The 19,434-nt window shown below is 58.0% G+C and carries 18 protein-coding genes; 8 read left to right on the top strand and 10 right to left on the bottom strand.

Annotated features, from left to right (window positions below):
• Window positions 1-127 precede the first annotated feature (127 nt).
• A complete protein-coding gene (locus WC392_12135) occupies window positions 128-520 on the bottom strand; it encodes a hypothetical protein (GenBank protein MFA5243114.1) in 393 nt (130 codons plus the stop codon).
• A gap of 200 nt (window positions 521-720) precedes the next feature.
• Between WC392_12135 and WC392_12130 the strand changes: the two genes are divergently transcribed.
• Window positions 721-1,197, top strand: coding sequence for a hypothetical protein (locus tag WC392_12130; GenBank protein MFA5243113.1), 477 nt, complete (start codon window positions 721-723; stop codon window positions 1,195-1,197).
• 93 nt (window positions 1,198-1,290) lie between these two features.
• Entirely contained in the window at window positions 1,291-1,899 is a 609-nt protein-coding gene (locus WC392_12125; GenBank protein MFA5243112.1) for an SCO family protein, read from the top strand.
• Window positions 1,900-1,982: 83 nt separating this feature from the next.
• Here the strand turns inward: WC392_12125 and WC392_12120 are convergent, their stop codons facing one another.
• The 4 genes from WC392_12120 to WC392_12105 all read right to left on the bottom strand — a co-directional run bounded on the left by WC392_12120 (window position 1,983) and on the right by WC392_12105 (window position 8,447).
• Window positions 1,983-2,351 carry a hypothetical protein gene (locus WC392_12120; GenBank protein MFA5243111.1) on the bottom strand — a complete coding sequence of 123 codons (369 nt, stop codon included), beginning with the start codon at window positions 2,349-2,351 and terminating at the stop codon, window positions 1,983-1,985.
• A 10-nt stretch (window positions 2,352-2,361) separates the two neighbouring features.
• Window positions 2,362-3,576 carry a hypothetical protein gene (locus WC392_12115; protein ID MFA5243110.1) on the bottom strand — a complete coding sequence of 405 codons (1,215 nt, stop codon included), beginning with the start codon at window positions 3,574-3,576 and terminating at the stop codon, window positions 2,362-2,364.
• Window positions 3,577-3,879: 303 nt separating this feature from the next.
• Window positions 3,880-7,425 (bottom strand): outer membrane beta-barrel protein, encoded by a 3,546-nt coding sequence (locus WC392_12110; protein ID MFA5243109.1) that lies wholly within the window; start codon window positions 7,423-7,425, stop codon window positions 3,880-3,882.
• A 14-nt stretch (window positions 7,426-7,439) separates the two neighbouring features.
• Window positions 7,440-8,447 (bottom strand): cytochrome c3 family protein, encoded by a 1,008-nt coding sequence (locus WC392_12105; GenBank protein MFA5243108.1) that lies wholly within the window; start codon window positions 8,445-8,447, stop codon window positions 7,440-7,442.
• Between the two features lie 251 nt (window positions 8,448-8,698).
• On the opposite strand from WC392_12105, the gene WC392_12100 reads away from it, so the two are divergent.
• Window positions 8,699-9,424 (top strand): Crp/Fnr family transcriptional regulator, encoded by a 726-nt coding sequence (locus tag WC392_12100; GenBank protein ID MFA5243107.1) that lies wholly within the window; start codon window positions 8,699-8,701, stop codon window positions 9,422-9,424.
• A 74-nt stretch (window positions 9,425-9,498) separates the two neighbouring features.
• On the opposite strand, the gene WC392_12095 is transcribed toward WC392_12100, so the two are convergent.
• Window positions 9,499-9,903: a hypothetical protein gene (locus tag WC392_12095; protein MFA5243106.1), complete on the bottom strand. Its 405-nt coding sequence runs from the start codon at window positions 9,901-9,903 to the stop codon at window positions 9,499-9,501.
• Window positions 9,904-10,083: 180 nt separating this feature from the next.
• Here WC392_12095 and WC392_12090 point away from each other — a divergent pair, with 180 nt between their 5' ends.
• The 5 genes from WC392_12090 to ispH are packed head-to-tail and all read left to right on the top strand — an operon-like array spanning window position 10,084 to window position 15,731.
• Window positions 10,084-11,007 (top strand): bifunctional riboflavin kinase/FAD synthetase, encoded by a 924-nt coding sequence (locus tag WC392_12090; GenBank protein ID MFA5243105.1) that lies wholly within the window; start codon window positions 10,084-10,086, stop codon window positions 11,005-11,007.
• On the top strand, window positions 11,008-13,902 hold the full coding sequence (ileS, locus tag WC392_12085; GenBank protein ID MFA5243104.1) for an isoleucine--tRNA ligase: 2,895 nt from the start codon (window positions 11,008-11,010) through the stop codon (window positions 13,900-13,902).
• Window positions 13,895-14,371: a signal peptidase II gene (lspA, locus tag WC392_12080; GenBank protein MFA5243103.1), complete on the top strand. Its 477-nt coding sequence runs from the start codon at window positions 13,895-13,897 to the stop codon at window positions 14,369-14,371. The genes ileS and lspA overlap by 8 nt, the downstream gene beginning before the upstream one ends.
• Window positions 14,368-14,805 carry an FKBP-type peptidyl-prolyl cis-trans isomerase gene (locus WC392_12075; protein ID MFA5243102.1) on the top strand — a complete coding sequence of 146 codons (438 nt, stop codon included), beginning with the start codon at window positions 14,368-14,370 and terminating at the stop codon, window positions 14,803-14,805. Before lspA ends, WC392_12075 begins: the two co-directional genes overlap by 4 nt.
• Complete coding sequence (ispH, locus tag WC392_12070; protein MFA5243101.1) at window positions 14,805-15,731, top strand: 4-hydroxy-3-methylbut-2-enyl diphosphate reductase; 927 nt, start codon at window positions 14,805-14,807, stop codon at window positions 15,729-15,731. The genes WC392_12075 and ispH overlap by 1 nt, the downstream gene beginning before the upstream one ends.
• Before the next feature lie 100 nt (window positions 15,732-15,831).
• Here ispH and WC392_12065 read toward each other — a convergent pair whose 3' ends face one another.
• From WC392_12065 to ybgF, 4 genes are all read right to left on the bottom strand, one after another.
• Entirely contained in the window at window positions 15,832-17,016 is a 1,185-nt protein-coding gene (locus WC392_12065; protein MFA5243100.1) for a YeeE/YedE family protein, read from the bottom strand.
• Window positions 17,017-17,157: 141 nt separating this feature from the next.
• Entirely contained in the window at window positions 17,158-17,895 is a 738-nt protein-coding gene (queC, locus tag WC392_12060) for a 7-cyano-7-deazaguanine synthase QueC (GenBank protein MFA5243099.1), read from the bottom strand.
• Window positions 17,892-18,527, bottom strand: a complete 636-nt coding sequence (gene queE, locus WC392_12055) for a 7-carboxy-7-deazaguanine synthase QueE (protein MFA5243098.1) — start codon at window positions 18,525-18,527, stop codon at window positions 17,892-17,894. The genes queC and queE overlap by 4 nt, the downstream gene beginning before the upstream one ends.
• A 30-nt stretch (window positions 18,528-18,557) precedes the next feature.
• A complete protein-coding gene (ybgF, locus tag WC392_12050) occupies window positions 18,558-19,433 on the bottom strand; it encodes a tol-pal system protein YbgF (protein ID MFA5243097.1) in 876 nt (291 codons plus the stop codon).
• Between the last annotated feature and the right edge of the window lies 1 nt (window position 19,434).

The raw sequence follows: 19,434 nt of genomic DNA, 5'->3' as shown, positions 1-19,434 counted from the left end.
TAAAGGAACCCCTGAAGCAGTCAAACATGGATCGCAAAGCGGGGCAATGAAGAAAAACGGGCACTTCAGGGCCAGCGGATGGTTGCATCCCCGGCCGGAAGTGCCCGCGACAGGTTAATGAAGTGTTTCAGTAACCAGTTCTGGCGTTGGCAGGCAGGGGGGTTTCTTCGCCGAAGAAATTCCACAGCAGGTGCGCAAAGATTTCCGGCGCGATCACGGTATGGCGGTTGCCGGTCTCCTGCATACGCGTGCGCAGTTTCTGGCGCAGCTCGGCATTGCCGGTCAGGTCAAAAATGATATCGACCTTGTCGCCGAGATCAACCACATCCAGCGCTTCCTGAAATACCGGGACATTGCTGTGCGAGAAGCCCAGCGCAACAGGGGAATCCAGATCCCGGTGGGCCACGGCGACGATTTCCACATTGGCATGTTCTTCCTGGATTTTCTCCAGAAAATGCTCCGCGAATGTTTCGCCAACGCCACCCAAACCCAGCAATGCCACCTTGACAACAGTACCCATAACGCCCCCCTCCAAATGTAATAATTATTTACCTGTTTCTGATCGAGCTTAACCGAAGGTCTCAAGCGTGGCAACATGTAATCTCCGCTATGATATGCTTCAATTTTTAAAACCCATTCAGGCGCGGAAACGCGCAATAAAAACCCCCAAGATCAGGAATATTCCTCGTATCTTTGCCTCCCTGGTGGTTAAAAATACTCATGAACTTTTCCAACAAACCGCTTGTTGCCACCATCGCCGCACTGATCCTGGCCATTGGCGCCGCTGCAGGCGCCAGGCTGTGGCTTGCCCCGCCCAATCCGGAAGCCAGCGTTACCGCGCCTCTTGACCCCGCCTGCGATCTGCAGGCCGGGCCTTGCAGCAGCGACATCCCCGGTGGCGGGCGCATCGAGCTAGCGATCGAACCTCGGCCCATTCCCCTGCTGCGCCCGCTGCGGCTAGTGGTCAAAACCCAGGGGCTGGATGCACGTTTGGTGGAAGTGGACCTTACCGGCTTAGACATGAACATGGGCTACAACCGCCCGCAATTGAAGCAGGAAGGCGAGCACCAGTTCACCGGGGAAACGGTGTTGCCGGTGTGCATCACCGGGGGCATGGCATGGCAGGCTGCCGTGGTGGTGACCACTCCAGAATTGAAAGCAGTAGCGCCATTCCGATTCACCACAGCGCGCAACTGAGGCCGCCTGAATGCGACGAAATGCCACAGCCGGCAGGCTAGGCAAGCGGCGCTCACTGATCCAAGATGATGTTAATTTTTTCGAGCCAGAATCATGAACCGTACTTTTCTTATCGCAATCATCGCCCTGCTCAGCCTGGTTCTTGGCTGGGTTGTCATGTTCTGGCAACCGGACACGCATCAGCCCCATAGCCCCATCCCTCTTGCCGGCGCCCCCACCGGCGGTGATTTCACGCTGCAATCGGCCAGTGGCCCGGTTTCGCTGCAGGATTTCCGCGGCAAAGTGGTGCTGGTGTATTTCGGCTATACCTTCTGTCCCGATATCTGCCCCACATCCCTGGCTTTTACCGGCCAAGCGCTCAACGCGCTGGGGCAGGAAGAGTTGGCACAGACCCAGGCCCTGTTCATCTCCGTCGACCCGGAGCGCGATACGCTGGAAAAACTCAAGGAATATGGCGCCTTTTTCCACACCAATATCCTCGGTTTGACTGGCACGCCAGAAGTCATTGCCGCCACGGCCCGGCAATATGGCGCCAGCTACCGCAAGCAAGACACCGGTTCCGCTGGCGGCTATGTAGTGGACCACTCCTCTTCGACCTACGTCGTGAACCCCAGCGGCAAGCTGGTCGCCACCCTGCAGCACGGCACAGCCCCTGCAGAAATAGTCAAAGCCATCCGCGCTGCGATGCAGGAAGGTCATTAAGGCCCAGCCAGAACAGGCAGGGTATGAATAAAAACGGGGTGGCACCTCTCGGTGCCACCCCGTTTCCAAGACCCGAAGCTCAACTACTTGTCGTGGCTATGGCCTTCATCGGGAGATGATTCGCCACTCTTGCCGCCCTTGTACTTGGGCCCCTTGCCTTTACCTTTACCACTACTGCCGTGCTCGTCTGTCGTGCCGCCGGATTGGAATACCTTCCCTTCTAGCGACTTGCTGCCGCCACCGGAGCCGCCGTCCTTATGACCGCTCTCCGTGGAACTACGGCCTGAACCGCCCTGGCTGCCACCCCCTGAAGCGTGGCTGCTGCTGGAATGACCGCTGGCATGGTCCTCGGCCTGCGCCGTGGTGATGTAGCCCATGCCTGAGGAGGCAAGTGCCGCAACACTCAGCGCAGTGAGCAGGCTCTTCAAATGCGGGCAAACCGGACTAAGCATAAATCCTCCTTTAGCGCACTTCGTTGTCGTGGACAAACTCCAGCACCTGAAGCGCATCATTCACTGCTGTAGCGAAATCTGTTGCGCCGGTGGTGGTCGTGTCGTTCACGCCGCCAAACACGGCGTCATACAGATTCACCTGAGTGGCAATATAGGTAACGCCATCGCCCTGCTTGACCAGAACGGTCACGAACTTGCCATCGTAGGTAGTCTTGCGATCATAAGTTACGGCGCTCAGATCATCCGTTACGCCCACAATAGGGTTGATATACATCACGGTATCCAGCGTGATCACGCCATATTTGTCCCCGGAAGCCGCGAGCAAGCCCGCTTTCAGCAAATCGATATTCACCGAGTCCGGAATCGTGTAGGAGTAGGTTACCGGGGTGGAGCCGCCCTCCAACGTCGTGGTAACCGAGATGGTCCGGTCCGTTCCCGTCAAATTTGCAATGGCCTTATACAAGGCCAGATTTTCCAGTGGAGAATCGATCGTAGTTACAACACCGCCAGCGGTGATTACAAAACGTCCTGCCGCATCCAGTGTTATCACGGCACCCGTTACGGTCAGCTTGCTCAGCGCCTCGGTCAGTGAATGCTCCGTCACTTTGGCTGGTGCGCGCGCCACGCTCAAGCGGCCGAAGTCTACTTCAGCAGGGAATACATTTACGCTTACGCCATTAACCACTGCTGTCTTCAACAAGTCGCCTGTTGCCGGATCACGCGGGATCCAAACGCCAACCAACAGCGCGCCATTAGCGTCATAGGCCTGAACCTTGGGATAAACGACGCCATTGATGGTTTCTGTCGCAGCTACGCCAGTGATCGGATCACGGATCAGCACATAAAGATCGCCATACAGGTCGCCTTTCTTGCTGCCGGATGTGCCTGGCTTGCCACCTGCACCAGCCTTGCCGCCCTTGGCACCGGCCCAGGCCGGACGATCACTTAAGGGATCGCTATTTTCATCACCCTTGCCCTTCAGGATGACGTCTTTACTACCCTTGCCAGCATCATTTCCGGCGCCACCCTTGTGGCCTGCGGAACCTTTACCGGCAGGCTTGCCTTTCTGCTTGTAACCGCCTTCGTCTTCGGCGTGGGCCTGGGAAATCATGTCCAGGCTGCTCACATTGATGTAATGCGTTGCGACCGGTGCGCCGAACATCACCGCCAGCGCGAAACCAGTTGCCGTGACGATCTGTTTGATTTTGACTGTAGTTTTCATCATAACCCCCTCATTTTTTTAATAAATTGCAAAACAAAAAACAACGCAAAATACATAAGAAAATGCTATCCCCAATTAAATGCAACGTCACTGACAAACATCAATCGATACACAATATATATGTGGCATACCGTTGCAAATTCCCGGAAAGGACATGAATCGCACACCATGCTGATTTTTATGTCATTTTCCGCAAAACGGGAATGCCTCTTGGGTATTGCAGTACCATTTCAACCTGAAATCATAAAAAAACGCCGCTCCCGAGGCAGGGGCGGCGTTTTTTGCCATCAGCAATTCCCCCCGGAATCAGAGACGATAATTCAGGCTGAGTATGAGGGTGTTATATCCACCACTCAGATCATTGTAGACATGGTCCTTGTAATAGTCATAGATGTAAGTGCCGCGCACCGACATATTCTTTTTCCACGCATATTCCATACCCAGCGAAAGGGAATGCAGGTAATTGTCTACTTTCGCATCCACCTCGGGCAAAGGCTCTGGCAGGCCGCTGGCGTTATTGCCTTCGGACCAGGTCAAGCTGTAGTTGCCCGAAAACAGGTAACGGCTCCACTGCTTTTCAAGACCGGCAGACAGGGTATGCGTGTTGACCTTGTAATTGGGCTGGCCCAGCACCAGGAAATCAGTAGAAGTTGGGACGGTGCTATCCGGGACATACAGGTAATGGTAGCGCAAGCGATTGGTCGAAAAGTAGTAGGAACTGAAATCGGTCTGATTCCATGCATAACCCAAATTGGCCTTCACATCTTCCACCGGCACCAGGCTGAGATTCAGGCCCGCGGACTGGAGCGTGCTGTCCATTTGCTGCGTCTGGGGCAGGTTAAAATACCCCGTTTGCAATGAACCGGCACCGCCGGCGGCCCCTGTCACGGTATAGCCGGTGTAACTGAGCAATCCATTTTTCTTGTCAGTGTAATTGTAGTAACCGCTAATCAGCAGTTCATTCCACTCCGGCTTGTTGTAGCTAACCAGTGCCTTCAGCTTCAGCATCTCTTCCGGCTCGGTCACCAGCCCCGTCTGGTCAGCCCATAGGTAGGATGGCGTCACGCGTACCATCCAGCCCTTGGCTGGCCGTGAGACCAGTTTGACAAACACCTCGTCAGAGCTGGAGCCGACACCATATAACGTCATTGGCGCAGCCAGGGCCGGGCCTTCGCCGTAGGTCAAATCGCGCTCCTTGTCCTCGTGAGTCCAGCCCGCAGACCAGCTGGTTTGCAGGAAACGGGGATAAAGTTTGGCTTCCAGGCCATAAGTGTTGGTAGTGACCCGGTTGATGCGCGGTGCAACCAGGCGCTCGCTATCCTTGTTGGACAGCACCTCGTAGAAACCTGTCACGGGGAAGGAGGAATTGTTTTCCCGCTTGTTGTAACGCACGAAGGCTTCCAGGCCAACCGCCTGGGAAACATTGATCTTTCCGGTCAGGTAGGCGCTATCGGTGTCGTTACGCCCTTCCGTGTAACCAAAGGTGTCCTGCGGGCCGGTAAAGGTATCCTGATGCAGCCGTGAAATGCTGGCACCTGCGCCCAGCACAGCCCACTCATCAAACTGTTTGGTCAGGCGCAGGCTATTGGTGAACTGTGTCGAGTCTGCAACGAAATTGAGCGGTCTGTTGGGGTCCACATTATTGAACTGGAAGCCTCCGCCGGTGAAGGGAATTCCAGACCACTGCGAGACAGTGTTCATCGTGACCGGCGAGGCATTGTTCTGGAACTTGTCAATACTGAATTCGTAGTTGACGAGCCAGCTATCCTGCGGATTGAGCGTCAGGTTGAAAGCCAGGTTCCTGTTTTGTTCATCGATTACCCGGCTGTAGCCACGCCATTGATTTTGTTCACGGCTGGCCGTGCTCCCAGAGAAATCATGCTGGCTCAGAATGTAGTTCGCCACCTGATTGCCATCGCGGGTATAACCCTTATAAGCAAGCTCAACCGAGCCCAGGCCATTGAAGGCCGCTGGTTTGACCTGCATGCTGGCGCCGTAACTGGTCCGGGTCACCTTGTAGGATGTGTCAGGGCTATCGGCATTAAAATAGGCCACGTGCTCAGATTCGCCGGTTGTCCCGATATATGCCGGATCCGTCCCACCCGCCACCACATTCGGGTTATACAGATAATCAATTCCACCCGTTGCCGAAGTGTAAACCGAGTGGTGAGCGTCAAACTTGACGAAATCGCTATTGCCCCTGAGACGGGTGTGCTGGTTAATCGCGCCGAAACCCTCGCGTTCGAGCAGCAGCAGATCATGCTTGGCATCCGCGTAGAGCAGGTTCAAATCGATATCGGCAATCAGGCTATCGCTCGTGCTGTCACCGAAGTTGTTTTGACGATAGTCGTAGCGTTCCAGATAGTGGCTCATTCCTCGGCCCACACCACCGGTATAGTCAAAATAGGCCAGCTTGGGGCTAATCTGGCCATGCAGACTGGCAACGTCCCCAGCCTGAATTCCGTCCGCGGAACCGCCTTCTGTCTTGATACGCTGACGCGCCGGGGTATAACCCACGCTGAACATGACTATATCGCGGAAGTAGTTTCCTTCCAGCGAGCTCGAATCACGGTTGAGCATGCGGTAATCCGCGCCCAGATAGACCGTTGGGCTGACGTAGTACTTGATACCGGCACCGGCGTCGGTCACGCGGTCTTTGCGGTCTATGCCCTGATATTCACTGATCGAGTAGGCAATCCCCGCATTGGCCAGCAAATCCGGGCTGATGGGACGTTCGACATGCATCCCCACAGTGGAATCCACATAGCCGGCAGATCCCTGCATCGTGGTTTCACCCAGTGAACGATCAACAAAAGCAGTGAGCTTGGTGCCCGGAACCGGCTTCCAGCTCAGGTTGGCGCCAAAATACGCGCGGTCGAGGTCGTTAAAGCGGGCATCATCATAGTTTTGATGCATACGTCCGGCAAAGATCTCGCCCTGCAGCGACACATTTGGTTTGAATACGGCACCTACGGCAGCGCGGAAGCCATCGGAACTGCGCTGGAAGCCATAGTCGTCAATACTCCGCTTGTAGCCGCGCGTATCGGTTGCGGCCTGAACAAAAGGCATCAGCGTTGGTGTTACGTCATAGCCCACCCGTCCGCCAACAGAAGTCAGCGTGTGGTCACGATCATCGTTGGTCGAATTGGGCGCAACCATCCCGGCCGGGGTGCTGTAATCCAGATCTTCATGAATGCCGCCAAAGCGCACGGAAACCGGGCCGGTTTTGAGCTCGGCGCCAAGATAGGCTTCCGTCGAAGTATATACAGTGGGCTCAAGCCCAAAGACCGCATCAGGAGAACCGCGATCTTCATGGTTACGGCTGTTGACTGCGCCGCCGAAGATATTGCTGTTCCCGGATAGGTCGTACTGGCCGTCAAATCCAACCCAGTAGTCATCCACATTTTCCGAGTTGTGATCACGATAGCGATCGAGATCCCCGCCTACGTTAAAATTCAGCTTATGCTGATTCCAATTGGATTTGGCCACCAGCGACGGGGTTAGGGTGGTAATCGAGTCCGAAACATCATTTCTGCGCAGGGCGTAGATATTGCTGTCGTGGGTTTGCGTAAGTACCAGTTCCGGGAACAGCAGGAAACTGCCATAGGGAATCCCGACCATCTGCGCATAATCCTGCTCGACTTGAGTTTTGGCTTTGCGCGTATCGAAAGTTTTCAGCGGCGTCACCACAACCGATGCCGGTGCGGTACGTCCGGTTCCGGTTCCCTGCTGAGCGGCCGTTCCCCCCTGCGTTTGCACGGGCGGCGGAGCAGGCGGTTCGGCGTAGCTGAAGTTGCTGGCCAAAGCGAGTCCAACCAGGACGGATAACTTGTTTTTAGTGAATTGTTTCATGGCGCTTTCCCCTCTCAGTAGCGCAACATCGGATCTTGATGGCTGCCGTGAATTGCACCATGGCAGTTGGTGCAACCCCTGAGCACGGCGCCTGTTATTTTTCTATCCCCTGGCGCAGCGGAAGGCTCTGTGCCTGTTCCATAGCCATGCTTGCCTTGCGCAATGGAATGGCACTGCAAGCAGACTGCCGGTTGCGACACCGTCAACAGCCGGCGGCTAGACGAACCATGTGGCGCATGGCAACTCAGGCAATCTTCCACCACGGGCGCATGCTCAAACACTTTTGGTCCGCGAACTGCCTGGTGGCAACTCAGGCACTGCTCGTTCCTGCTTTTCAGGATAGTTTGAGTGCCGCCATGCACATCGTGACAACTGGCGCATGCCATGGCGCCTTCTTTGACGGGATGATGAGAACTCATGTTCAATGACGATGCGACATCCTGATGACACTTGACGCACACAGCCGAATTCTTGTCCATCTTGCCGGCGGTCAGGTTCGAGCCTTTGCTCAGTGGCGAGGCATGTATTGCATGACAGTCGGTGCAATTGCCACCTGCTTTGCTGTGCGAGCTGAAGCTCCAGTTCATCAGCTTCCTGTCTTTATTGTGGCAGCTTATGCATTCCTTGCTTTGCGGCTTTTCAATCGTGCCCTTGCCAGGTTCACCCCTGACCAGGGCTTGCCGGTGCAATTTGCCGCCGGTGTGGCAGGATTCGCATTTGCCATGATCATGCTCAGGGCGAGTCTTTTCCCCTTTGATAATCGTGTGACAGTCCGCACATTCCAGGTCAAGAATGCCATGCCCGGCCTTTTTGTAAGCCTTAAGCTTCTGAACCGGCGTTTTTGCCTCGTCCAGGGTCACCTCTGACTGAGTATCGGGAACTACCGGATTGACCACCTTGAATTCTTCAGCCTTCTGAGCCGGCGTTATTGGCCTTTCTATAGCCGAAGCCGGCTGATAAGCGAGGAAAAGCAGCGCAGCAACAACCAGAGACGCCGAAAGACGTTTGTGAAGTGTTGTCATTTTGTGACTCTCATTTTCTATTGATTATGATTATTTATAATTTTTCTGAATCGCGGAAACACAAGCGGACCCACCCATAAGCTCCACCCGCGACAAAGGTAGCATTCCACCCGGATAAAGGCATTGATCATTATCAATCAGCGGAATCTGGCAAGCTAATTGCTTTACACTCACGGATATCCCAATCGGCGTGCACCAGAATTTTTGGTACCATTTTCTTAATACCAGCTATGACACCAGCCAAAGAACCGATGAAACAAAGCGAACGGAAAAAACCTTATTGCACCGACATCACCTGGGAAGGCCGCGCCGACTGCAAGCATTGCGCCATTCGTGAACGGGTACTGTTTTCCGAGATCTCCAATGAAGATCTGGATGACGTGCTGCACACCATTGACCACCTGTGTTACCCGGCCCATGCCGCGCTATATCAATTGGGCGAAACGGGGAAATCGGTTTTCACTATTCGCAGCGGACTGGTCAAGCTGATCCAGTATCTGCCCAATGGCAACCAGCGCATCGTGCGCCTGCTGAAGCCAGGCTCGGTGGCCGGACTGGAACTGGTGGTCGGGCAGGATTACCGCCATACGGCGATAGCGCTGGAAAACACCAAAGTCTGCCGCATCCCGATGGCGGCCATCGAACACCTGGGCATCGACCATCCCCAGCTCAGCCGCCAGATGGCGCTACGCTGGCAGCAAAGCGTGAACGATGCCGAGCGCTTCATTACCGAGTTGTCCACAGGGACGGCTGAGTCCCGCGTCGCACACCTGCTGCTGCTGCTCCAGAGTGAATCGTCGAAGGGAAACTGCAGGGCAATCAGCCGCGAAGACATGGGCGCCATGCTCGGCATCACCACGGAAACCGCCAGCCGGGTGATGGCAGACTTCAAACGGCGCGGCATCACGCAAGATATTTCTGCGCACCATTGCCAATGTGACGCGACCAAACTGCATCAAATCATCAGCGAACAATAGAAACTTCCCGCAGGCGGCATACAAAAAAACGGGCACCTGAACAGTGCCCGTTGATCCCTGCAACTGCCCGCCCTCTACTTGACTGGCTTGCTTGTCTGGTCCTGCTTCTGGGTCCGGTCCCGATCGGGCACCCGGTCACCCGTGCCATCCTTCTTGCGGTCCTGGTCGCGAATCTGATCCTTATCCGACGTTGAGAGCGCTTTGGCTGGCTTGCTTGTCTGGTCCTTCTTCTGGGTCCGGTCCCGATCGGGTACTCCATCACCCGTGCCATCCTTCAAACGGTCGCGGTCGCGAATCTGATCCTTATCCACCGTTGGGGTAGAGAGCACCGTTCCCATGCCTCCGCCACCCACACCACCAGCGCTAGCGCCACCGCCAGCACCACCCGCGCCACCTCCACCGCCACCTGCGGCGTAGGCCACATTACCTGCCGCAAAGGCGGCAGCGATCAAAACCGTTATCAAACTGGATTTACGCATGACATGCTCCTTTTCAGTTTAACGACAAAAACAGAACATTTCAAAAGTCGATAGTGGTACTAATTTATTGATTTGTAAATGATATATGTCAATTGAATACCGCAATTTTTGCCTGCTTTTTGTGAGCATTTCTTGTTTACCCCCCGAGTGAGTATAATTCAGGCTTTTGTTTGCCCGACTATGCTGATTTTTCGAGGAATTCCCGCCAGCGATGGGCCGGTCGCGCTGACCATCGGCAACTTCGACGGCGTTCATCTGGGTCACCAGGCCATGCTGCAACGCATGGAAGATGCCGCGAAAAAACGCGGCCTGCCAGCCTGTGTCATGACTTTCGAGCCGCATCCGCGCGAATTCTTCACGCCCGACCAGGCGCCCACCCGCCTCACCAACCTGCGCGAGAAGCTGGAGCTGTTTGAAGCCTACGGCGTGGAGCAGGTCTTCATTTGCCCCTTCAACAAGCGTTTCTCCAGTATTGCCGCGGACGAATTCGTGAGCGAAATGCTGCACCACAGGCTCAAGGCGAAATGGATGCTGATTGGCGACGACTTCCGCTTCGGCGCAAAACGCGCGGGTGACCTGGCGCTGCTGAGCGAGGCCGGCCCCCGGCTGGGTTTCGAGGTCGAAGCCATGCACAGCGTGATGGAAGCCGGGCTGCGCGTTTCCAGCACAGCCGTGCGCGATGCGCTGGCGGACGGTAATCTCGGGCTGGCGCACACGCTGCTCGGCCGCCCTTACAGCATCAGCGGGCGGGTGGAACACGGCGACAACCTGGGCCACAAGATCGGCTTCCCCACCGCCAACATCCAGCTCAAGCACAACCGCCCGCCGCTATGGGGCATTTTTGCAGTCGAACTGCATGGCATCGGCGACAAACCGCTGCAAGGCGCCGCCAGCCTGGGTGTGCGCCCGACCGTGAAGAGCAACGGCCGCCCAACGCTGGAAGTGCATGTATTCAACTTCGACCGCCAGATCTACAACCAGCACGTGCGCGTGGATTTCCTGCACAAACTGCGCGACGAAATGAAATTCCCCGACCTGGAAACACTGACGGCGCAAATCGCGGCCGATGTGGCAAATACAAAACGGTTTTTTGAGACACGATAAATGGCTGATTACAAAGACACCCTCAATCTCCCCGACACCCCCTTCCCGATGCGCGGCGACCTCGCCAGGCGCGAGCCGGCCTGGGTCAAGGAGTGGCAGGAGAAGAAGCTCTACCAGCGCATTCGCGAAGCCGCACAAGGCCGCCCCAAGTTCATCCTGCACGACGGCCCGCCCTACGCCAACGGCGACATTCACATCGGCCACGCGGTCAACAAGATCCTCAAGGACATCATCGTCCGCTCCAAGACCCTGGCCGGTTTCGATGCGCCCTACGTGCCGGGCTGGGACTGCCACGGCCTGCCGATCGAATTACAGGTGGAGAAGCAGCACGGCAAGGAGATTCCCGCGGCCAAATTCCGCGAACTGTGCCGCGACTATGCGCAAGCCCAGATCGAACGCCAGAAGGCCGACTTCATCCGGCTCGGCGTGCTGGGCGAATGGGACAACCCCTACCGCACCATGGATTTCAAGTTCGAAGCCGACATCATGCGCACCCTCGGGCGCATCCACGCCAACGGCTACCTCTATCAGGGCCAGAAGCCGGTGCACTGGTGCGTGGATTGCGGCTCAGCACTGGCCGAGGCCGAGGTGGAATACGAGGACAAGACCTCGCCCGCCATCGACGTGGCCTTTGCGGTCAAGGACGTTGCCGCGCTGGCCAGCGCGCTGGGCATGAAAGCCCCCTCCCAGCCGGTGTACGCGGTGATCTGGACCACCACCCCGTGGACCCTGCCCGCCAACCAGGCGGTGTCCGTGCATCCCGACTTCACCTACGACCTGATCCAGACGCCCAGGGGCATCCTGATCCTGGCGCAGGACCTGGCCGAAGCCTGTATCCAGCGCTATGGTTTCGAGACCGTGGAAGTCATCGCCAAGGTCAAGGGCGCCGCGCTGGAACATGTGCAATTGCAGCACCCGTTCTACGAGCGCATCGTGCCCATCATCTGCGGCGAACATGTCACGCTCGATGCCGGTACCGGCCTGGTGCATACTGCGCCGGCCCACGGCCAGGACGACTATGTGATCGGCAGCAAGTACCAGCTGGCAGTGGACTGCCCGGTGGGCGACGACGGAAAATTCTTCGAGCGCACCCCGCTGGTCGGCGGCCAGTCGATCTGGGCGGCCAACAAGACCGTGCTGGAAATCCTCAACACCAATGGCCTGCTGCTCAAGGACGAAAAGCTGCTGCACAGCTATCCCCACTGCTGGCGCCACAAGACACCGATTATTTTCCGCGCCACCCATCAATGGTTCATCGGGATGGAAGATCATGTAGGGTGCAATAAGCGGAGCGCATTGCACCATGTCGAGCCACATACGGCGCAATGCGCTTCGCTTATTGACGCCCTACGCCCGGGAATGTCCAGTTTGCGTACCGCAGCGCTAAAGGCCGTCGAGAACACCGAGTTTTTCCCCTCCTGGGGCCGCGCCCGGCTTGAAGCCATGATCAGGAACCGTCCCGACTGGTGCGTCTCGCGCCAGCGCAACTGGGGCGTGCCGATGCCGCTGTTCGTGCACAAGGAAACGGGCGAGTTGCACCCGCGCACCCAGGAGCTGCTGGAGCAGGTGGCGCAGCGCGTCGAGCAGCAGGGCATCGAAGCCTGGTTCAGCCTCGACGCCGCCGAACTGCTGGGCAGTGACGCCGCCAGCTACAAGAAGGTCAGCGATACCCTCGACGTGTGGTTCGATTCCGGCTCCAGCCATGCCTGCGTGCTGAAGCAGCGCGATTATCTGGCGCACCCCGCCGACCTGTACCTGGAAGGCTCGGACCAGCATCGCGGCTGGTTCCAGTCGAGTCTGCTGACCGGCTGCACGACCGATGGCCACGCGCCCTACAAGGCGCTCTTGACCCACGGTTTCGTGGTCGATGGCCACGGCCACAAGATGAGCAAGTCCAAGGGCAACGTGGTCGCGCCGCAGAAGGTGATGGACACCCTGGGCGCCGACATCCTGCGCCTGTGGGTGGCAAGCACGGATTATTCCGGCGAGCTGACCATTTCCGACGAGATTTTAAAGCGCGTGAGCGAAGGCTATCGCCGCATCCGCAACACCCTGCGCTTCCTGCTCGCCAACCTGGCCGACTTCGACCCGGCACAGCACGCCCTGCCAGTGGAAGAGTGGCTGGAGATCGACCGCTACGCGCTGGCGCTGGCCGCCAGCTTCCAGGAAGAAATCGCAGCCGATTATGGGCGCTATGAATTCCACCTGGTAGCGCAAAAGCTGACTTCCTTCTGCTCCGAGGACCTGGGCGGCTTCTATCTCGACATCCTCAAGGACCGCCTCTACACGGCGGGCAAGGACTCGAAGGCGCGTCGCGCCGCGCAGAACGCGCTCCACCACCTGACCCATTCGCTGCTCCGGCTGATGGCGCCGATTCTCAGCTTCACCGCCGAGGAAGCCTGGAAGGCCCTGACCGGCAATGCCGAGGACAGTATCTTCCTGCACACCTGGCATGTGTTTCCGCAACAGAACGACAGCGCCGCCCTGCTCGCCAAATGGTCAAAGATCCGCGAACTCCGCGCCCGCGTCGTCAAGGAGCTGGAAACGGTGCGTGTTTCCGGCGCCATCGGCTCCTCGCTGCAGGCGGAGGTCGAAATCCAGGCGGGTGGCGAGTTGTACGAATTACTGCAAACCCTGGGCGACGACCTGCGCTTCGTACTGATCACCTCGCAGGCCAAACTTGTAGGTCGGGCTTCAGCCCGAGATGTCGGGCTGAAGCCCGACCTACAGGCAGGCAGTGAGGAAAAAATCACGGTCACATCCAGCCCGCACCAGAAATGTGAGCGCTGCTGGCACTACCGCGCCGAAGTTGGAACACATGCCGAACACCCGACCCTGTGCGGACGCTGTGTTTCCAACCTGTTCGGCGCCGGGGAAGTGCGCTCCCATGCGTGATTGGCGCCTGTGGCTGTTCTACAGCGCGGCGATCATCGCACTTGACCAGTTGACCAAGCACTGGGTGGTGCAGGCCTTCAGTTATGGCGACAGCCTGCCGCTCACGTCCTATTTCAACCTGGTGCGGGCGCATAACAGCGGCGCGGCATTCAGCTTTCTCGCCGGGGCTGGCGGCTGGCAGCGCCTGTTCTTCATCACCGTGGCCAGCATTGCCGCAGCCGTGATCCTCAATCTGCTCAGGAAACACCACCGGGAAACCCTCTTCAGCCTCGCCCTCAGCCTGGTGCTGGGCGGCGCGCTGGGCAACCTGATCGACCGCATCCGCTGGGGCTACGTGGTGGATTTCCTGGATTTCTTTTATAGCAGCACCCACTGGCCGGCCTTCAACGTGGCGGACATGGCCATTACCGGCGGCGTGATGCTGCTGATAATGGACGGCCTGCGCAAGCCCGGAGGCAAGAAAGCATGACCCAGACTGCACTCTGGGGCGACAAGGTCGCCCTGCACTACCGCCTGTTCTCGGACGATGGCGCCGAGGCCATCAACACCTTCGACGACGAGGAACCGGTCACCCTGACGCTGGGCAACGGCGAAATCGAGCCCAACATGGAATCCTGCCTGATCGATCTCGAAGTCGGCCGGCGTTATACCTTCAAGCTGGAAGCGGAACAGGCCTTCGGCCCCCATGATCCGGAACAGGTGATGGAACTGCCGCTGGACGCCTTCCCCGACGAGGAATTCGAAACCGGCAGCCTGATCGAATTCACCCTGCCCGAGGGCGACACCCTGCCGGGGCAGATCATCAGCAAGACCAAGACCCATGCCACGGTGGATTTCAACCACCCCCTGAGCGGCTGCACGGTCAATTTCGAAGTCAAGATCATCGAGATACTGGAATCATAATGGAAATCCTGCTCGCCAATCCCCGTGGTTTCTGCGCCGGTGTGGATCGCGCCATCGCCATCGTCGAGCGCGCCCTGGAGCGCTTCGGCGCGCCCATTTACGTGCGCCACGAAGTCGTGCACAACAAGTTCGTGGTGGACAATCTGCGCGCCAAGGGCGCGATTTTCATCGAGGATCTGGACGAAGTGCCGCCTGGCAGCACCCTGATTTTCAGCGCCCACGGCGTATCGCAAGCGGTCCGCAAGGAAGCCGAAGCGCGCGGCTTGCAGGTGTTCGACGCCACCTGCCCCCTGGTCACCAAGGTGCACGTTGAAGTCAGCAAGATGCGGCAGCATGACAAGGAAATCGTCATGATCGGCCACAAGGGCCATCCCGAAGTGGAAGGCACCATGGGCCAGGCGGAAGGCGGCATGTACCTGGTGGAAAGACCGGAAGACGTAGCCACGCTGGCGGTAAAGGACGAGGGCAACCTGTCCTACGTCACCCAGACCACGCTCTCGGTGGATGACGCCAGCACCATCATCAGCGCCCTGAAAGAGCGCTTCCCCACTATCACCGGGCCGAAGAAGGACGATATCTGCTACGCCACGCAGAACCGCCAGGATGCGGTAAAAATCCTGGCCGGCCAGAGCGAGGTGGTGATCGTGGTGGGCTCGCCCAACAGCTCCAATTCGAACCGCCTGCGCGAAGTGGCGCAAAACCACGGCGCCGCAGCCTATATGGTGGATAACGCCAGCCAGCTGAAAGCCGAATGGCTGCAGGGAAAAACCAGAATCGGCGTGACGGCCGGCGCTTCCGCCCCGGAGGTGTTGGTGCGCGAAGTGATTGCCAGACTGGAACAACTAGGCGGCGGGAAAGCCGTGGAACTGGAAGGAAAGGCGGAAAATATTTCGTTTCCGCTCCCCAAGGCGCTGCAGGAAAGCTAGCAGCCTGTCATTGCGAGCGTAGCGAAGCAATCTCGACCCAGCATCAACAGATTACAGATTGCTTCGCTACGCTCGCAATGACCATGAATTCAAGCCAGAATCAGGCTTCCCGCATCATCTTCCAGTACTGATATTTCATCATGCCTGCGCTGCCGGCCACGATGGCAATAAAAGTGATGAAAGAGCCGATCGCCAGCGTGGAAACGCCGGTTACGGCCTGACCGATGGTACAGCCCATGGCCAGCACGCCGCCGAAGCCCATCAGCACGGCGCCGATGAAGTGATTGACGAAATCCTGGAACGAGGCGAACCATTCAATGCGGAAGCTGCGGCTGACCAGGGACCACAGCAGGGAGCCGAGGATCACGCCCGCCACTGCCATCAGCCCGAAGGTCATGGAAACTGCCTTGAAGCCGCTGAGCGCATAGCCAAAGGTCTGCCCCATGGGATTGATGAAGGTGAAGGACTGCGGAGACAGCGGACGGCTATCGGCCGGTTTGACGTCTGCCGGTGCGGCAAACATGTCCCACTGTTCGGCCACGAAATTCTGCAGCGAGTAGTTCTGCCCATCCGCGCTCACCATCACGTTGCTGGTGACATACCAGGCAGCCAGGACTGCCAGGCCGACCACCAGGCCGCCGAGAATATTGTCGAGGCTGGTGCGGAAATCTTCTGACTTGAATGCGAAGGCGATCAGGACCACAGCCAGAATGCCGCCGATTATCAGCCGTGCAGAGGCTGCCTTTTCCGGGCCGGCGAGCACCGAACCCAGATCCTGTTTGGTCTGCAACGTCACAGCCAGGGGGCGAATCCAGTCATAGAACAGTACCGTGAACAGGGTTTTGTCTGAATCCGGGAAGGGGTTGGTCATGTAATAGGCGATCACCGCGATGATGGCAAACACCATGATGGATTTCAGGTTGCCGCCGCCGATGCGAATCAGGCATTTGTTGCCGCAGCCCGAAGCCAGGGTCATGCCAACGCCGAACAGCAGGCCACCCAGCAGGTTTTCAGCCCACACCAGCTGATTCGCGCGATAGGGCGGGAAGGCGGCATCCGCATTGACCAGCCCGTTGGCTTCCAGCGCCACCACGCCCAGCATCGCCACCGCGATGGCGAGGAGCCAGGCGCGCAAACGGCCGGTGTCGCCCATGTTGACCCAGTCCGAAACCGCGCCCATGGTGCAGAAATTGGTCTTGTTGACCAGGGCGCCCATGACCAGGGCAATTCCGAAGGTTGCCCAGAGAAAAAAAGACTGGGCGGGTGCGAAACTTTCATAAATCATTCTTGATTCCCTCTCCGATGCTGGAACACAAGTTCCAAACCAAGCCCAGATTGTAATCGAATTGCCGCAAAGAACAATCTGGATTCATGAAAAAGTGCAATTTAATTCGATACTTAGTACTTTAATACCAGACGGGAGAGGTCAAAGATAAGGGGTGGGATCCGGTACGCCAGCCTGCTCGAATCCGAGCTTTCTCAAACGGCAGGATTCGCATCGGCCACATGCGCGCCCCTGTTCGTCAGCCTGATAACAGGAAACTGTCAGCGCATAATCCACGCCAAGAGCAACACCCTGGCGAATGATCCCGGCTTTTGTGAGTGCGATCAGGGGCGCGTGAATAGTGGTGGGCTCGCCTTCAATGGCAGCCCGTGTGGCCAGGTTGGCCATGCCCTGAAAAGCACGGATATATTCCGGACGGCAATCCGGGTAGCCGGAATAGTCCACCGCATTGGCGCCGATGAAGATATCCCGCGCCCCCAGCACTTCCGCCCAGGCCAGGGCCAGGGATAGCATGATGGTGTTGCGCGCCGGCACATAGGTGACAGGGATGCCCGCGATCAGATGATCGCTCTTCACGCTTGCCCCCTCTCCCCCTTGCGGGAGAGGGTTGGGGAGAGGGGTTACCGGCACGGCAATCGACGCATCCGTGAGCGCAGAGCCGCCAAACAGCGTCAGGTCCAGCTTGAGCGTGCGCTGCGCTGCGGCGCCCAGGCTGCTGGCCACCCGTTCAGCCGCTTGCAGTTCGGAACGATGACGCTGGCCATAATCTAGACTCAGGCAATGGCACTCGAACCCCTCGCTGCGGGCAATGGCCAGCGTGGTCGCGGAATCCAGACCGCCGGAAAGCAGGACGACGGCGCTTTTCACTGCCGGGGTCATCGCCCCCGGTCCTCGCGCCACAGCAGCTTGTGCAACTGGAGCTGGAAGCGCACGTCGAGGCGATCGCGCAGGATCCAGTCGGCCAGCGGGGACGGGTCAAGCTTCCCTGCCACGGGGGAGAACAGCACCGGGCATCTGGCGACGAGCTGCTGTTCCTGCATCTGCCGCCGCGCCCATTCGTAATCCGCTGCATCGCAGATCACGAACTTGAGCTCGTCATGCGGGGTCAGCAAGGCCAGGTTGGCCCAGCGGTTTTTTTCCATTTCGCCCGAGCCAGGCGTCTTGATATCCACGATGCGCGAGACGCGCGGATCCACCCGGGAAATGTCCAGCGCACCGCTGGTTTCCAGCGAAACCGAGTAGCCTGCGTCGCACAAGGCAGCGAGCAATGCCGGGCATTCCTTCTGCGCCAGCGGCTCGCCGCCGGTCACGGTGACATAACGCGGCGCGTAAGCTGCCACTTGCTCGAGGATGGCGGGAATATCCATGGCCACGCCTTCAGTGAAGGCATAGGCCGTATCGCAATAGCCGCAGCGCAGGGGGCAGCCGGTCAGGCGCACGAACACCGTGGGCAGCCCGGCACGGCTGGTCTCCCCCTGCAGGGAATAGAAAATCTCGTTGATACGCAGCATGAGGGATGTTTATGGCTCGATAAAGAGCCCTTACTTCATGGATTCGAGGCGATATTTTGCCTTGTCGGCTGCATCACTGACCGGAAATCTGGCCAGCACATCCTCCAGTGTCTTTTTCGCCGTACCCACGTCACCCATGCCTTGATAACTGGATGCCATGTTCAGCAGCGCATCCGGCACTTTGGGGCTCTTGGGGTACAGGCTGATCAACTCCTGCTGGCTGGAGATCGCGGACCTGAAATCCTTGAGGTTGAAGTACGAGTTGCCGATCCAGTATTGGGCGCTGGGAGCCAGAGGGCTTTTCGGATAGGCCTGATTGAATGCCTGAAAAGCCGTCAGGGCGCCCTGATAATTTCCGCCCCGGAACTGGTTGAACGCTGCATCGTAGGTTTTTGCCTCTTCAGCAGGATCAGCCTCAGCCGTTTTCTGTGCCGACACAGGAGCAGGAACCGCTACTGGCGCGGCATTTGCCTTGGCTGACGACTTTTTGTCCTTGCCGGATTTACTATCCTTGCCGGACTTGGGCGGACTTTCTTCCAGCGGCGCAGCCGCGGCAGCCGCCGCCGTGGCTGCTGCGCTCTCCAGCTGGCGCAAACGCGTATCCACGTCGACATACAGATCGCGCTGGCGCTTCTGCAGGCCTTCAATGTCGTGCGTCTGCACTTCCAGTTGGCCGCGCAGCTTGCCCAGCTCGGATTTCAGCGCTTCCAGCTGGGACAGCATTTCCATGCCCTGAGCACGCTGCGCGCTTTCCAGACCGGCAAAGCGCGTCTCCAGCTTGCTCTGCTGCTGGGTATTCTGCAGTTGCATATCGCTGATTTTCTGGTGCGCCTCGTCGTCCGTGAACAGCCCGGCGTGGCACACCCCCGACAGCAGCAAGGCTGGAAGAAGCGCAAGCCTACGCATT

The sequence above is a fragment of the Sulfuricella sp. genome (assembly GCA_041651995.1).
Lineage (GTDB): Bacteria > Pseudomonadota > Gammaproteobacteria > Burkholderiales > Sulfuricellaceae > Sulfurimicrobium.
The sequence above is the reverse complement of the archived record's forward strand: the minus strand, read 5'-3'. Positions and strand labels throughout refer to the sequence as shown.

Bases quoted from the DNA above. Each gene is read 5' to 3' on its own strand.
- WC392_12100 (MFA5243107.1), top strand. From the start codon at position 8,699: ATGAAACAAAGCGAACGGAAAAAACCTTATTGCACCGACATCACCTGG.
- lspA (MFA5243103.1), top strand. From the start codon at position 13,895: ATGCGTGATTGGCGCCTGTGGCTGTTCTACAGCGCGGCGATCATCGCA.
- WC392_12075 (MFA5243102.1), top strand. From the start codon at position 14,368: ATGACCCAGACTGCACTCTGGGGCGACAAGGTCGCCCTGCACTACCGC.
- WC392_12135 (MFA5243114.1), bottom strand. From the start codon at position 520: ATGGGTACTGTTGTCAAGGTGGCATTGCTGGGTTTGGGTGGCGTTGGC.
- WC392_12125 (MFA5243112.1), top strand. From the start codon at position 1,291: ATGAACCGTACTTTTCTTATCGCAATCATCGCCCTGCTCAGCCTGGTT.
- WC392_12065 (MFA5243100.1), bottom strand. From the start codon at position 17,016: ATGATTTATGAAAGTTTCGCACCCGCCCAGTCTTTTTTTCTCTGGGCA.
- queE (MFA5243098.1), bottom strand. From the start codon at position 18,527: ATGCTGCGTATCAACGAGATTTTCTATTCCCTGCAGGGGGAGACCAGC.
- queC (MFA5243099.1), bottom strand. From the start codon at position 17,895: ATGACCCCGGCAGTGAAAAGCGCCGTCGTCCTGCTTTCCGGCGGTCTG.
- WC392_12095 (MFA5243106.1), bottom strand. From the start codon at position 9,903: ATGCGTAAATCCAGTTTGATAACGGTTTTGATCGCTGCCGCCTTTGCG.
- WC392_12090 (MFA5243105.1), top strand. From the start codon at position 10,084: ATGCTGATTTTTCGAGGAATTCCCGCCAGCGATGGGCCGGTCGCGCTG.
- WC392_12130 (MFA5243113.1), top strand. From the start codon at position 721: ATGAACTTTTCCAACAAACCGCTTGTTGCCACCATCGCCGCACTGATC.
- WC392_12120 (MFA5243111.1), bottom strand. From the start codon at position 2,351: ATGCTTAGTCCGGTTTGCCCGCATTTGAAGAGCCTGCTCACTGCGCTG.
- WC392_12105 (MFA5243108.1), bottom strand. From the start codon at position 8,447: ATGACAACACTTCACAAACGTCTTTCGGCGTCTCTGGTTGTTGCTGCG.
- ispH (MFA5243101.1), top strand. From the start codon at position 14,805: ATGGAAATCCTGCTCGCCAATCCCCGTGGTTTCTGCGCCGGTGTGGAT.
- ileS (MFA5243104.1), top strand. From the start codon at position 11,008: ATGGCTGATTACAAAGACACCCTCAATCTCCCCGACACCCCCTTCCCG.
- WC392_12110 (MFA5243109.1), bottom strand. From the start codon at position 7,425: ATGAAACAATTCACTAAAAACAAGTTATCCGTCCTGGTTGGACTCGCT.
- WC392_12115 (MFA5243110.1), bottom strand. From the start codon at position 3,576: ATGATGAAAACTACAGTCAAAATCAAACAGATCGTCACGGCAACTGGT.
- ybgF (MFA5243097.1), bottom strand. From the start codon at position 19,433: ATGCGTAGGCTTGCGCTTCTTCCAGCCTTGCTGCTGTCGGGGGTGTGC.